Below are 12,539 nucleotides of genomic sequence, written 5' to 3'. Positions count from 1 at the left end.
TATTCTTGATTCAAAAAAAACACCTTCATCAGGCGGCATATGGACTTCATATGTATGTGTTAAAATATTTACTAAAGTTTTTTTATCCGGAATTTAAAGGCTAAATTTATTCTCAAATTTGGGATTCTATTCGTGCTGCATAAAGAATTGATCCAAATTGTCTTCGGTTACCCCTTTCTGCAAAGAATTCTTGGAAAATCTCCAGCTAAATGAAGGGATTCTTTCCTTCATTTCAAATACGTCTTCGCTTTTTTTCCCGCTATTAAAGTAAAGCCATTCTATTGAAAAGTCATTCAAATCCCGATTCAACGCATGGTTTGCCACTTCCATTATTTTGGCTGTTTCTCTTTCCTTATCAAAGGAACTTTCAATCTCGCCGATGAATAGGTACTCACGCATATTATGTTTGTGTACCTTGTAAATATCACCGTATGTATCGTCCACGCTATATTGATTGGCTATTTCTTCAGGAATATGGATATTAACTGCATACGAGATATCTCCAAACCGGCTCATAAATGGTTCCCATAATTTGATTGCCTCGCTTCTCCATTTGGTTTCTTTATAGGATTCATGAATAATACTTCCGCCTTCGGAAACATGGACCTGGAATTCCAAGTCTCTTTGATCCTGAGGATAAACACTGGCTGTATAAATCCCTTCTTCATCTCCCAAAGCTTTTGCAAACTTGGTTTCACTAACTTTAAAAGGAATTCCGTATTCCACCGATAACTCCTTAAGCATTCTCGTTTCCAAAGTATGCAGCTGTTTCGGCTGGAAGTAATAAATCTCTGCCAAAATGCCTCCGAGCACTAGTAAAACAAAACAACACCCAATGATCATAAACACTTTTTTCTTCATTTGAATCTTCTCTTTCCCCTGTTATTAGAATTTCTTCCAACAAATAGACGAAAGACATTTTTATTAGTTTCACATCTTGACTGAATTAGCGTAAACCAAAAAGTGTGAGCGCTACACATAGAACTTAAAGGGAAACTGTTGCAACTCATTATCCTTTAAGTTAATTTGCACTCTATTATATTATTACAAAGCCTAATTAAAAATTTTGAAAACCTTATAGTATGAGCCATACGCTCCATCTCTGTTTTGAAAATCTTTGCCTTTATACCCATACGTAAATTCATAGCTTCCTTGATAATATCGTGCCATTCAACTGCAATTTCCGTTAATCCATACTCCCCTGCACCCAACTTTGAAACAATATCAAATTCCTTTAGAGTATAGAACTGGCGTAGTAGCCCGAGCACGATCCATTCTATTTCAAAGTCAATCTCATCTGTCGGCAGCTTAACTAAATCATCAATTGAATCCTCTGCCTTTTGAATCCTATTAACCCAGTAAGTGTTCATATTTTCAAGTACATAAGAAAACAACTCTTGTGGTTGAATATCAAACTGAAAGTCTCTGGGGTCTGTTCCTAATATATTAATTCCCTTTTTTTCAAATACCCACCAAGTTACAGGGTTAAAATTAAAGTAATTACCGAAACTCAGTTTTTTATTGTTGTAAAATGGATAGTTATAATTTACATCATTACTTTTTTGATTGAGTTTCCCCAAATCCTCCCAAAGAATATATACTCCGTCCATTTCCGGTTTTTTATATTTTTTGGCTAGGTGGGAGTGAATAAAAGACAAAGCATCTGAATCTTTCTCTGTTAAAGGACGGTTTGTTACAGTGATAAAGTCAATATCACTTGAATCATCAACATAGGAATTCAGGGCAATCGATCCGTGTATATATAACCCTTCCATCGTTTCAGGAAAATGCTCATAAAACAGGTTAATATACTCTTTTAAGACAGTGTCTACGATACTTGGAATTCCCATCAATAATTCTCCCGTATAATTCTTTTTACCTATATTTTACAACAAGTTTAATTTTCAAAAAACAATTTGTTTTTTACTAACCTGCTCCGTTATCAGAATAAGTGTTCGAATAAAAAAGCCGTTAATCTCAACGGCCACTCAGTAACACCAAGAGAGCAGTATGTCACTAGATTTATCGAATTGGTCACGTTTCGTTATGATGCAATAATAGGTCACTAATTTTTTACAAACAACCAATTTATCAACTTAGCATACTAATTAGTATCACTACGTCATAATATGTAAGGAATTGAGCTTCTAATTGGCCCTCGATTCACTAAAAATCCTTTAAATACAACACAAAGAAGCAGTCCAATTGTTTGTGAACTGCACCCCAATTGTTAGACACACCTGACAATTGGAGGTGCAGTTTTTTAATGGCAAAATATACTTTTGATACAAAACTACAAGCCGTTCTTGCTTATCTGGAGGGCAAAGAGTCATACCGTGAAATTGCGAAACGGTTCAATATAAGCCTTACCCCTCTCAAAACCTGGGTTGCCCTATACAAGGAGAATGGTGAAAAGGGTTTGTGTCCTAGCTATACAAACTATGATTTTCAATTTAAAATGGACGTACTAAACTACATAAACGATACTGGAGCGTCCTTGAAACAGGCTGCGGCACTATACAATATTCCATCTCCTCGTAACATCCTAGAATGGAAAAGGCAGGTAGAGGAGAATGGAGTGGACGCTCTTATACCAAAGAAAAAGGGGCGTCCATCCATGAAAAAAGAACCGGGAAAACCAGCACCTCCAGAGGGATCTTTTGAAGCTTTACAAGCTGAAAACGAGCGTTTACGCATGGAGAATGCCTATTTAAAAAAGTTACGAGCCTTAATTCAAGAAAAAGAGAAATCACCGAACGGGACAAAGCGCAAATAATATATGAGTTAAGGCATGAGTTTAAGGTGATAGAGCTAGTGAAGGTTGCCGGAATTCCAAGGAGTACATATTATTATTGGGTAAAACAGATGGATCGTCCCGACAAATACAAGGAAATAAAGGAGTTAATCAAGGAGATATTTGAGGAAAACCATGAGCTTTATGGATATCGCCGTATTACTTTGGAGCTGCGTAAAAAAGGAGTGAAGATCAATCACAAAACTGTCCGTCGTTTAATGATCGAGATGGGGCTGAAATGTCTGGTTAGGATGAAGAAGTACCGATCTTATAAAGGGCAGGTTGGCAAGATTGCCCCTAACATCCTGAACCGGGATTTCAAAGCTACTCAACCCAACCAGAAGTGGGTAACGGATGTGACTGAAGTCCATTTACACGGGGAAAAGCTATATTTTTCACCAGTCCTTGACTTATATAATGGAGAAATTATTGCTTACCATATGGAAAACCGCCCGGTATACACGCTTGTTTCAACCATGTTGGAAAAGGCGTTCACACGCTTGAGAAAGGGGGACGCTCCCCTCCTTCATTCCGATCAGGGATGGCATTATCAGATGGGTCAGTATCAATTTGCATTAAAAGAAAGAGGCATTACCCAAAGTATGTCCAGAAAAGGAAATTGTTTAGATAACGCAGTCATGGAGAATTTCTTTGGCTTATTAAAATCTGAATTACTCTATCTAAGAGAATTCGAGAGTATGGAGCATTTTAAAAAAGAATTGGAAAAATACATTTATTACTATAACCACAAACGGATTAAGGCAATATTAAAAGGCATGAGCCCGGTTGAATACCGAACTCATGCCCTGGTAGCTGCCTAAAATCCTGTGTCTAACTTTTTGGGTTCAGATCATTGATTTGGACTGCTAAAATGGTGTGCTAATTTAGTTCCTTTACTCGAAAACATACCATGTTTCTAAAAAAATTTAATTATAAGGCTAATGCTGTACTTGCACCCATTTAAAATAATCTCTTATTTATTCCGCCAAACTGCTGCGTATTTCTTCATATATTTCGGATCTTCCTCAAGTTCTATAAGGCTGAGAGCGGTTGTTTTTAAATCTTCTTTTCCTGTGGCTATGTAGAGCTTTAGGAAGTCTTCTATGATGTCGTACCTGACTAGTGTGTGATTTTTTTCGGAGCTGCAATTTTGATAGCGATCCTCGAGATGCCGTATAACGAGTTCGAGCTGTTCCTCACCGGCAAGGCCAATTCTCCAAATTGCCTGAAGGCTATGCCGAGCGGTCACAGTCTTTGGATCTTTGGTCACTTGCCAAATTGGTGGAAAATCAGACAGAATCCTTTTTTCTGGGTCGCTAATGGCCAGATTGGATAGAAACTGTGCGGCTCTGGACCGTTTGTGGTTGTCTTTGTTTGTCAAATCTGACTTCAAATCATCCCAGACTTCATAGGCCCAGTCCACCTTCTCTTCTGTTATTGCCAAAAGATTTAACAGGGCTTCGTATTGGAGATTCTTATCGCTTGATTCAAGCTGTTCAAAAAGCGTACTAATTGAAGTTTCCATCATAATTACCTCATTTCATAGGGAGACCATATCCAAAATAGGAATAAGGCTTTCTTCATCAGCTGGCAACCCAACTTTGTTGCTTAAAGTTCGATTTAAACGCAGATATTCAGGAAAAATTGAAGATAGCGTTGCGAGAATTTCCATGTTGTTACGGCTGCATTCCCAGTTGGCAAGTGCTTTTAGCTGCCATTCATGCAACCTGCTTCTCTTCCCTTCGATCTTTGACCAAACTCCATAAGGACTATCCAGATGCTCGTCTTTTTCCATATACCAGCCAGAAGCAATCAGCCAACGAATCCGGTCGATGTTTGCCAGCGCATAATATAGTTCTTCCCTCATAACTGCCCGGTATGTTTCATGGGCAAAAGCAAGTACTTTGGTCCGCCAAAAAATGACTTCTTTGCTGGTTGGAGCATAGTTAAATTCAGTTGATTTCATGATAATCTCGCTAATCAAGTTATGAGGGTCAAAAAGGACCTTTAACCCTTTCAGCCAGATAGAAGGCGAAACTTCAGAGGGCTCGTGATACCAGCTATCTACCTTTACAAATGAAGTATAATGGGTCACTATGACTGGGGACGAGGGATCCCAATCCTCATAAAACAAAACATCTCCCCATCTTTCCGATCTACTTGCTTTCGCTTTAATGAATTCACCCTTCCGGCCAGGAGCAACGATAATATGCAAATCAATATCCGAGTACCAATCAGCGTTTCCTTTTGCGAGGGAGCCATTTAGGTAGATTGCCAAAACATCTTTATCGTTCGTTAAATCTTCTAGCGCCTGTTTTAGCAATTCTTCACGGTGAAGAGAAAGCAACTCATCCCACATCGAATTTCTGGTGGATGCTGCTAAGGTCGAGAGCATTTCCCTGAATGAAGCCTTCAAGGAAGACTCCGCTTTCTGCCGTTTTGATTTTGGCGGTTTCAAGATTGCGCTTTGAAAGGTCAAGCAATGTGACCCTGTGCCCTTTTTCGGCCAGAAAAATTGAATATCGGCCAGGACCGCCGCCTATGTCTAAAATATTGAGATTGTCTCCAGTTATGTAATCGTTCAGGTAAAGCTTTGTAATATCGAACTCAATCCTATGCCTGGCCAGCCGTTCCCACTCATCATATTCTTCATCATAATAACGCTGGATCTGTTCCATTTGAACTCCTCCCTTACTGTAATTTAATCAAACCACAATTTCCGAAAAACTAATATACTTTTTGAAAAAAATGGGATATCTTTGAGTCAGTTATCTGGTTTAGTGGTAACCCAACAGCAAGAAAAATTCAGTTTAGGAGTGTGAAAGACATTGAAATTCCTTACAATCGGAATTATGATATCAGTTATTTCGGCTATTGTTTCGTATTTCATGTGGGATGCTGCCCATGCTTATCAATTGCCTGGTGTTGCAGGTGTGGCATTCATCATATTATCCGCCATTTTTTCAGGTAATCTTGTAAGCGGCGACAGGATGCGAGCTAATTTTGCGACTGAAACGGAGGATACTCGGCGTGAACGGCATCAAAACATGGTCCATTTTGCCTTACTCGGACTTCCAAGCCTGGTTGTTGCTGTGTTCCTTTACTACCTTTTTCAATAGCCCGTAATGTTAAAAATACAAGCGCATTAGTGTTTCAAAATGTACCCTTTCGCAACCAACCTCTTCTACTGGCCACGCTTTTGCTTTTGAATTAGCTTTACCACCTGTTCCTTTGGATTCCAGCAATTGAACTTATAGGCCGGTTTTGTTTCATAACCCAATCGGCTGCATAAATAGTACATTCCAGCAGACGTCTTGCTAGCTCTAAAATGCTGGCAAGTTGCGCAACAATGGAAGTCCTTTATACTTGCATTCAAAATTTCATCCACCCTTTTCATAAGATAATCTCCTATTTTCACACCACTGAGCACTTAAATTTCTAAGGACATAAATACACTATTCGGGTCTTCCGCGTAATCGGAAAACGGCTTGCAATGCTGGAAGCCAAATCCTTCATATAGTTTTCTGGCAGGCATAAAGGCAGGCTGTGACCCGGTTTCTAGACTCAGGCGTTGATAGCCACGTTGGTTAGCTACTTCGATGATGTGGTGGAGAATCATTTTGGAGATCCCTTTTCTAAGGTAATTCGATGCAGTCCTCATTGACTTTACTTCGCCATGGACAGAGTCCAGCTCCTTTAATGCCCCGCAGCCAAGCAATTCATCTCCATTCCAAGCACTCCAAAAGGTAATAGAAGGCTGTCGCAGTTTTTCAAGCGGCAATGCATGGATGCTCTCCGGTGGGGAAAATTCCCTCATTCCGTTCAAGTGTTCGTTTATTAGGCCGATGACTTCTGAACTCGTTAAGTCGTCTATTTTTATATTCATAACATTCCTCCGAAAAAACTATAAGTATGTAAATCATGCTAAATAATTCTAAAACCTGCAACTAGTTTGTCAGAAAAGTTGGCAAAAAAGCCTCAGCAAGTTAGGAAGCGAAGGCTTTTCTGCAAACATAGATCATATGGCCGCTACCTTTCGTTAACGGTGATTCGTCAAAGCCACCGAAGCATTGATGATTTCAAATCCGTGTGTTTTCAATAAACAAACCATTTCCTTTGGATTTTAGGAACCAGTTACTTGCCCTCCATTCACATGGAGCGTTTGACCGGTGACGAATCTGGAATCATCGGAGGCAAGATAAACGAATGTTGGAGCGATTTCGAACGGCTGGCCCTGTCGCTGCATCGGATTGCCAGCGAGGACGACCTGATCAGCGGAGAAGCTGGAAGGAATCAATGGTGTCCAGAACTTGCCCGGTGCGACTGCGTTCACCCTGATTCCCTGCTTTACTAAGTTGTTGGCAAGAGCGCGGCTAAAGCCGACGTTTGCAGCCTTGGTTGCGGTATAATCAATCAGCTGCTCATTACCGTAAAAGGCCACAACGGAAGCAGTATTAATTATAGAGCTGCCTGGTCTCAAGTGGGGCAAAGCCGCCCTGGTCACATAGAAATGGGAATATATATTGACCTTGAACGTATCATCAAATTGTTCATCTGTGATATCAAGCAGGCTCAGCTGTTGGAACTGGATGCCAACATGGTTGCAAAGGACATCCAGCCTGCCGAACGTCTGAATGGTATCTTCGACAATTTTTTTGCACTGACTTTTATCCCGTAAGTCGCCAGGAAGCAGCAAACAATCCTGGCCAATCTCCTCAATTCGGCGCCTTGTTCTGTTGGCATCCTCGTGTTCATCGAGATAGGAAATTGCCACATTCGCTCCTTCCTTGGCAAATGCAATTGCAACTGCCGCTCCCATACCGCTATCACCACCGGTAATAAGTGCAACCTTTCCAGCAAGCTTTCCTGTGCCTTTGTAAGCCGGGTTCTCAATGATTGGTCTCGGCACCATAAGGCCTTCAACACCAGGCTGTCGTCCCTGCCGCTGTTCCGGAACTGTCAGCGGAACATCTTCATATTGGGTGATCTTCCCATAATGCGGATGCATCGGGTATTGGTTTTCATTTGTTTCGTTTTGTCTCTTGTCGGCCATGGCCATCCTCCTAAAATGCAGATTCCTGTTAGGTGTAAGCCCATTCGGGATAGTGTATGTGGGCGTAGGAATGATGTGCCAAACCTTAGGCGCGTGGCCGGGCACTTTTTTTCAAAAAAGAGTATATCCTAAAGAGACGATTGTATTTGGAGGGATATGTGATGCTAAGACCAGAAATTAGGTTTTTGGTGATGGATGAAAGCGAGGAAAAGCAGCAGACTGTATATGCGAAAGATCAGACGAGAATTGAGCAGCCGGTAATAGGACCCCGGCCGCCGTATTATACGAATGTTCGGATCGAAAAGGAATACCCGGTGATATAGTAGAATAGGTGTTGGCAATCCGCTTATAGCAAGCTTGGGAATTCGCTATATCAAACAAAATTAATATTTATCGGTCATTCTGAAACGTTTATCGGTCTTTGCGAATGATTTATCGGTCATAGAAAAGGATTTATCGGTCAAACCGCAGCTCCTGCACAAATTAAAGGGCCCTCCAATTTTCGGAGGACCCACTTATTACATCAGCGTCTTTAGGTAGGGAATCTTTCTCCAGACATAGATACTGAATAGAAAGCTGAGGAGAATTCCGAAGGACGCAGTTAATATGAATTTGCTTAGCGTAGAAACCGGTAAATCCGTGACCATGTATTGCAGAAAAACAACGACTGGTACATGAATGAAGTAAACGACAAAAACATTGCTTGCAAGCAGTTTTGAGAGTTTGCCAGTGCCATTCAAGTGCTCACGGAACAGGATAATTAGCCCAATGATCAGCGAAGTACAAAGAACGGTTTCTACTATTGATTTTGCAAGATTGCCAGTGTTAAAGCCTCCTTTTGTAAAAAAAGAAATAATCCCCTCATTGCTTAAATAAAAGAATGCAACGAAGACCAGGCCAACTCCAAGCCACGCATACCCGGTATGTGCGTTCATGGTTTCAAGCCATTTTTTTCGTGAGGCTAGTAACCCGAGGACAAAAAAGCTTGCATATTGCGGCAAATGGGCATATTCAGTCTGAATGATACCAAGTGCCCCTGCCCATCGGTCAATCGGAAATTCAATTCGAATCAGGAAGGTTGCAGCAGACAAGGCAGCTATGAACCCGATGATTTGGTAGGTTTTCAGTTTGCTGGAGTGTGATTCTTTCAATGGAAAAAAGTACGTCCACACTGCGAGGATGACAGCATATACAAGCAAATGTTCAAGGAACCATAGATGCCCAAATTGCATATCAGGCCATGACGGACCAGTCCAGCCCCTTGGCTGCTCAGCCATTCCAAAGAAAATCCGGCCATAATAACTGAAAAAAGATGGTGTACCGTATTCCCGGAAATTGATGTAGTAAAAATACATCAAAATCGGAATCATCAGGAGAAAGCCTGGAATAAGAGGAATCCCTATCCGTTTGAATCGCTCTATCAGGAACTTTTTGGGGCCTTTGCTCTCCAGCGATCTTGGGAGGAAATAGGCTGAAAGAAAAAAGAACATGCTCATGAAAAAAGATGCATTGACGGCAAAGAAGCGCCCGAGCCATTGGACGGACTCCCCTTCCTGGAAGTACCACCACCCGCCCGGTCCATATGCCTGCCCGGCGTGATGGGCAACCACCAGCATGCAAATGGCAATTTTCAAATTATCGATATAATAGATATGCTTTCTTTCTTGCATCCCTTTTTACCCCTTTTTGGAAAATTTCTCAAGGTCTATGGTAGCACAAACACGGCATTGCAGGAAAATTTTACTATCACAAAAGGCCCAGAAATACTCTGGACCTAGATTTATTTTTATTATAATTTTTTTCAAGTATTCTTGAAGAATTTCTGTTCTTTCACACTCGAACACTTTTTTACCAGAAAGCTATAATTCAAAGATTGGAATCAGGTACTGTATTATATTTTAAACTCGTTTATCCTTTTGGCTCCTGGTCAGGATTTTCCATATGGAAAACCTCCCAAAGGTGCCCGTCTAAATCCTCGAAACTCTGGCTGTACATGAAGCCGTGGTCCTGTGGCTCTTTGGACAGTTTGCCACCTGCATCAACGACCCTGTTCACAAGCTCATCCACTCCGCTTCTGCTGCCGGCTGTAATGGCAAGGATCACTTCAGTCGTCCTTGCGCGATCTGCTATTTCCTTTTTGATAAAGCTTTGGAAAAATGGTTCAACGAGCAGCATCGCATAGATGTTTTCACCAATGATCATGCATGTCGCATTTTCATCGGTAAATCGGGAATCAAATTCGAATTCAAGCTTTGTAAAAAATTCAATCGACCTGTCCAAATTCTTCACCGGCAAATTGACAAAAATACTGTTTGCTTTAAAAGCCATCCATATAACCTCCTAAATTGGTATACCATTACTATTCTGTATTATTCACTATACTCCTGTTAATAAAATAATCTGTTCTGGACTTTATTTTTGGTTGGTGTACTATGAAATTGCGAGATACTTAGCAGGCTCTCTTTTTAAGATAAAGGAGGAAGTTTTATGAAAAAGCTGATGGTCATTATGGTTGGCCTTTTGGCACTTGTTTTGTCAGGCTGTGGCAGTACTCAGGAAAAAAATGATGCTTCGAACGGGGCTAAAAAAGAACCGCCAAAAATGGTAGAGGTCATGTTTATGGTTCCTGAAAAACTTGAACAAAACAAAGAAGCTGAATTGAAGGTGCACGTCACCCAGGGGAAAGAAAATGTAGACGATGCAAATGAAGTGAAATTTGAGATTACCAGGCAAGGTCAGTCAACTAGTGAAATGATTGACGCAGAGCTACAAGGTGATGGTATTTATTCAATTAAAAAAACTTTTACAGAGGCCGGCAAATATGAGGTTGTCAGTCATGTTACCGCTCGTGATATGCACACTATGCCAAAGGTTGTTATCGACGTAGCTGGGGATCCTGCGGCCAAAGATTCGGGAGATGCGTCCTCTGAACATGGCCACCATGGTCACGGGGTTCAGATGGAATTTTCGACTGGTACCCTTCAAGCTGGAAAAGAATCTACATTGAAGGTTTCACTTGTGAATGATGGTAAGCCTTTAACAGATGCCGCCGTCCGTTTCGAAGTATGGAAAGACGGTGCAGAGAAGCATTATTTCATAGATGCAGCGAGTGCAACCGCCGCGGGAACATATGAATCCAGTCACACATTCGGCGAAGCTGGCTCCTATCAAGTTAGAATTCACGTTGAAAAAGGCGACATTCACGATCACCAGGACAAGAAGGTTACAGTAAAATAGTTGGAGGCTCGGGATTGTTTTCTCGGGCCTCTTTCTTTGTATTCAGGGATTTCCAGCAGCTGACTAATTTTATGAATGACACTTTGGCTTCCCGGCGGGGATGAAATGTTATTCATCACCTTTATGAATTACATTTCCATTTCTCAAAAGGTGTGAAGTGTTATTCATGGCCTTTATGAATGACATTTTGGCTTCCTGCAAGCTGTGATTTGTCATTCATCGTTTAATTCAATTTCGATATTCTAGTAACTATTTCTAAATTTCCTGTAAGGTAAAGGAATTTCATTGTAAAAAAACGAATAGTTATACTGAGGTGATAAAAATGTTGGTAGTGACGACGGAAAAAATTGAAGGATATCAGGTTAAGGAAGTTAAAGGCCCTGTTTTCGGGCTGATTGTCCGAAGCAGAGGTTTGGGCGGCGATATTATGGCTGGCCTAAAGGGCCTTGTAGGCGGGGAAATTAAGCAATACACGTCTATGCTTGAGGATTCCAGAAAAGAAGCGATGGACAGAATGATCCGCAATGCAACAGCAATGGGTGCAAATGCGATTATCATGATGCGCTTTGATTCAGGAGAAATTGGCCAGAACATGAGTGAGATTGTCGCGTATGGAACGGCTGCGGTTGTGGAGAAGCTGTAAATGGAATACGTTATTGGCTTTTATGTTTTACAGGCATTGGGAGCAATTGTCCTGATCCTGCTTGGTTTTTTTATTTATGATAAGCGCTACAAAAACAATCAGGGCAGCAAGGTTCCCCCTGGATTTATTGCAACGGATGAAATCAATGTTGATCCGGTGTCAGGTGAAAAAACTAAAGTGTACTTCAACCCTGAAACTGGCGAGAGGTACTACAGGAAAATTACCTAGAGTTTTTATGGAGAAGGACTCGCAAAAGCGGGTCTCTTTTCTTTTTGTTGTCCGCTTCTTTTTCACATTTTATTCCTACTGCTTGCAAAGACTAGTAATAAAAGGAGGTCTCTTGATGTCTAACTGCCCTAATTGTTCTTCGAAAAATACAAATTTCAGGCAGCTAAGCTCAACAGCGACGAACGGTTCCTTTGTTACTGGCGGGAAAAGCGACCCGAATAAGTACATTTACCATTACGGGTGCAGGGACTGTCAATCTGAGTTTGCTGTAGAATTCCATCAGGGAGCGCTTAAAACTATAAAAAAATAACTTAGGAGGTGATTAGATGGACAAAAAAGATACTATTCGGGAAGAAGCGAATGTTGAATTAGGCGGCATGGGGCTCTATGGAACAACTTCAAATGTCCCTGTTGCTGGCTATGAGGCTTCAGGGGATATTGAAAATGCAGGAGATTTATCCAAGTTCAAAAAAGAAAAGGGCCATATGGGCGCAACCTCTTCCCTGACTGGACACCACCAGCAGGATTAAAAACACTTTGCAAGGTACTTAGGTAGCTGTCTAAAGGAAAGCCTGACACTGTTT

At 41.1% G+C, this 12,539-nt stretch carries 17 protein-coding genes; 7 read left to right on the top strand and 10 right to left on the bottom strand.

Annotation, left to right across the window (positions count from 1 at the left end; translation table 11 throughout):
* Window positions 1-126 precede the first annotated feature (126 nt).
* Together TY16_RS18070 and TY16_RS18065 are read right to left on the bottom strand one after the other, a co-directional pair.
* Window positions 127-861 (bottom strand): hypothetical protein, encoded by a 735-nt coding sequence (locus tag TY16_RS18070; protein WP_043933211.1) that lies wholly within the window; start codon window positions 859-861, stop codon window positions 127-129.
* A 155-nt stretch (window positions 862-1,016) separates the two neighbouring features.
* Window positions 1,017-1,850, bottom strand: a complete 834-nt coding sequence (locus TY16_RS18065; RefSeq protein ID WP_043933210.1) for an aminoglycoside adenylyltransferase domain-containing protein — start codon at window positions 1,848-1,850, stop codon at window positions 1,017-1,019.
* A 416-nt stretch (window positions 1,851-2,266) separates the two neighbouring features.
* Here TY16_RS18065 and TY16_RS25845 point away from each other — a divergent pair.
* Window positions 2,267-3,615 (top strand): IS3 family transposase gene (locus TY16_RS25845; protein WP_155922279.1). Its coding sequence is split into 2 segments (ribosomal slippage): window positions 2,267-2,726 and window positions 2,726-3,615, totalling 1,350 coding nucleotides; the frame shifts between segments, so codons are not numbered across the junction.
* A gap of 152 nt (window positions 3,616-3,767) precedes the next feature.
* Here TY16_RS25845 and TY16_RS18050 read toward each other — a convergent pair.
* From TY16_RS18050 to TY16_RS18040, 3 genes are read right to left on the bottom strand one after another with little or no spacing between them, the layout of a single operon-like run.
* On the bottom strand, window positions 3,768-4,319 hold the full coding sequence (locus TY16_RS18050) for a hypothetical protein (protein WP_043933207.1): 552 nt from the start codon (window positions 4,317-4,319) through the stop codon (window positions 3,768-3,770).
* Between the two features lie 15 nt (window positions 4,320-4,334).
* Window positions 4,335-5,210, bottom strand: a complete 876-nt coding sequence (locus TY16_RS18045; protein ID WP_231505645.1) for a nucleotidyltransferase domain-containing protein — start codon at window positions 5,208-5,210, stop codon at window positions 4,335-4,337.
* Window positions 5,143-5,472 (bottom strand): class I SAM-dependent methyltransferase, encoded by a 330-nt coding sequence (locus tag TY16_RS18040; RefSeq protein ID WP_052342786.1) that lies wholly within the window; start codon window positions 5,470-5,472, stop codon window positions 5,143-5,145. The genes TY16_RS18045 and TY16_RS18040 overlap by 68 nt, the downstream gene beginning before the upstream one ends.
* 150 nt (window positions 5,473-5,622) lie before the next feature.
* Between TY16_RS18040 and TY16_RS18035 the strand changes: the two genes are divergently transcribed.
* Complete coding sequence (locus TY16_RS18035) at window positions 5,623-5,913, top strand: DUF5316 domain-containing protein (protein ID WP_043933205.1); 291 nt, start codon at window positions 5,623-5,625, stop codon at window positions 5,911-5,913.
* A 65-nt stretch (window positions 5,914-5,978) separates the two neighbouring features.
* Here the strand turns inward: TY16_RS18035 and TY16_RS18030 are convergent, their stop codons facing one another.
* The 3 genes from TY16_RS18030 to TY16_RS18020 all read right to left on the bottom strand — a co-directional run bounded on the left by TY16_RS18030 (window position 5,979) and on the right by TY16_RS18020 (window position 7,847).
* Entirely contained in the window at window positions 5,979-6,191 is a 213-nt protein-coding gene (locus TY16_RS18030) for a hypothetical protein (protein ID WP_043933204.1), read from the bottom strand.
* Between the two features lie 33 nt (window positions 6,192-6,224).
* The gene (locus TY16_RS18025; protein WP_043933203.1) at window positions 6,225-6,680 is read right to left on the bottom strand and encodes a GNAT family N-acetyltransferase; all 456 of its coding nucleotides are present in this window, start codon (window positions 6,678-6,680) and stop codon (window positions 6,225-6,227) included.
* 237 nt (window positions 6,681-6,917) lie between these two features.
* Window positions 6,918-7,847, bottom strand: a complete 930-nt coding sequence (locus TY16_RS18020; protein ID WP_043933202.1) for an SDR family oxidoreductase — start codon at window positions 7,845-7,847, stop codon at window positions 6,918-6,920.
* 161 nt (window positions 7,848-8,008) lie between these two features.
* On the opposite strand from TY16_RS18020, the gene TY16_RS26660 reads away from it, so the two are divergent.
* Window positions 8,009-8,170, top strand: a complete 162-nt coding sequence (locus tag TY16_RS26660; RefSeq protein ID WP_197028421.1) for a hypothetical protein — start codon at window positions 8,009-8,011, stop codon at window positions 8,168-8,170.
* Window positions 8,171-8,365: 195 nt separating this feature from the next.
* Here the strand turns inward: TY16_RS26660 and TY16_RS18015 are convergent, their stop codons facing one another.
* Window positions 8,366-9,517 (bottom strand): acyltransferase family protein, encoded by a 1,152-nt coding sequence (locus tag TY16_RS18015; RefSeq protein ID WP_043933201.1) that lies wholly within the window; start codon window positions 9,515-9,517, stop codon window positions 8,366-8,368.
* A 238-nt stretch (window positions 9,518-9,755) separates the two neighbouring features.
* Window positions 9,756-10,175: a VOC family protein gene (locus TY16_RS18010; protein WP_043933200.1), complete on the bottom strand. Its 420-nt coding sequence runs from the start codon at window positions 10,173-10,175 to the stop codon at window positions 9,756-9,758.
* 159 nt (window positions 10,176-10,334) lie between these two features.
* Here TY16_RS18010 and TY16_RS18005 point away from each other — a divergent pair, with 159 nt between their 5' ends.
* The 4 genes from TY16_RS18005 to TY16_RS17985 all read left to right on the top strand — a co-directional run bounded on the left by TY16_RS18005 (window position 10,335) and on the right by TY16_RS17985 (window position 12,485).
* Window positions 10,335-11,084: a FixH family protein gene (locus TY16_RS18005; RefSeq protein WP_043933199.1), complete on the top strand. Its 750-nt coding sequence runs from the start codon at window positions 10,335-10,337 to the stop codon at window positions 11,082-11,084.
* A 322-nt stretch (window positions 11,085-11,406) separates the two neighbouring features.
* Window positions 11,407-11,727, top strand: a complete 321-nt coding sequence (locus tag TY16_RS18000) for a YbjQ family protein (RefSeq protein ID WP_043933198.1) — start codon at window positions 11,407-11,409, stop codon at window positions 11,725-11,727.
* The gene (locus tag TY16_RS17995; protein ID WP_043933197.1) at window positions 11,728-11,955 is read left to right on the top strand and encodes a hypothetical protein; all 228 of its coding nucleotides are present in this window, start codon (window positions 11,728-11,730) and stop codon (window positions 11,953-11,955) included. It abuts the gene before it with no gap.
* A gap of 326 nt (window positions 11,956-12,281) precedes the next feature.
* Window positions 12,282-12,485, top strand: a complete 204-nt coding sequence (locus tag TY16_RS17985; protein WP_043933195.1) for a hypothetical protein — start codon at window positions 12,282-12,284, stop codon at window positions 12,483-12,485.
* Window positions 12,486-12,539 lie beyond the last annotated feature (54 nt).

This window comes from Bacillus sp. EB01 (assembly GCF_000613125.1).
Taxonomy (GTDB): Bacteria; Bacillota; Bacilli; order Bacillales; family Cytobacillaceae; genus Bacillus_D.
Note: the sequence above shows the minus strand (reverse complement) of the source record. Positions and strands in the feature narration are given on the sequence as shown.

Coding starts and splice junctions, on each gene's coding strand:
- TY16_RS18070 (WP_043933211.1), bottom strand. CDS start 861: ATGAAGAAAAAAGTGTTTATGATCATTGGGTGTTGTTTTGTTTTACTA.
- TY16_RS18065 (WP_043933210.1), bottom strand. CDS start 1,850: ATGGGAATTCCAAGTATCGTAGACACTGTCTTAAAAGAGTATATTAAC.
- TY16_RS18050 (WP_043933207.1), bottom strand. CDS start 4,319: ATGGAAACTTCAATTAGTACGCTTTTTGAACAGCTTGAATCAAGCGAT.
- TY16_RS18040 (WP_052342786.1), bottom strand. CDS start 5,472: ATGGAACAGATCCAGCGTTATTATGATGAAGAATATGATGAGTGGGAA.
- TY16_RS18030 (WP_043933204.1), bottom strand. CDS start 6,191: ATGAAAAGGGTGGATGAAATTTTGAATGCAAGTATAAAGGACTTCCAT.
- TY16_RS18025 (WP_043933203.1), bottom strand. CDS start 6,680: ATGAATATAAAAATAGACGACTTAACGAGTTCAGAAGTCATCGGCCTA.
- TY16_RS18020 (WP_043933202.1), bottom strand. CDS start 7,847: ATGGCCGACAAGAGACAAAACGAAACAAATGAAAACCAATACCCGATG.
- TY16_RS26660 (WP_197028421.1), top strand. CDS start 8,009: ATGCTAAGACCAGAAATTAGGTTTTTGGTGATGGATGAAAGCGAGGAA.
- TY16_RS18015 (WP_043933201.1), bottom strand. CDS start 9,517: ATGCAAGAAAGAAAGCATATCTATTATATCGATAATTTGAAAATTGCC.
- TY16_RS18010 (WP_043933200.1), bottom strand. CDS start 10,175: ATGGCTTTTAAAGCAAACAGTATTTTTGTCAATTTGCCGGTGAAGAAT.
- TY16_RS18005 (WP_043933199.1), top strand. CDS start 10,335: ATGAAAAAGCTGATGGTCATTATGGTTGGCCTTTTGGCACTTGTTTTG.
- TY16_RS18000 (WP_043933198.1), top strand. CDS start 11,407: ATGTTGGTAGTGACGACGGAAAAAATTGAAGGATATCAGGTTAAGGAA.
- TY16_RS17995 (WP_043933197.1), top strand. CDS start 11,728: ATGGAATACGTTATTGGCTTTTATGTTTTACAGGCATTGGGAGCAATT.
- TY16_RS17985 (WP_043933195.1), top strand. CDS start 12,282: ATGGACAAAAAAGATACTATTCGGGAAGAAGCGAATGTTGAATTAGGC.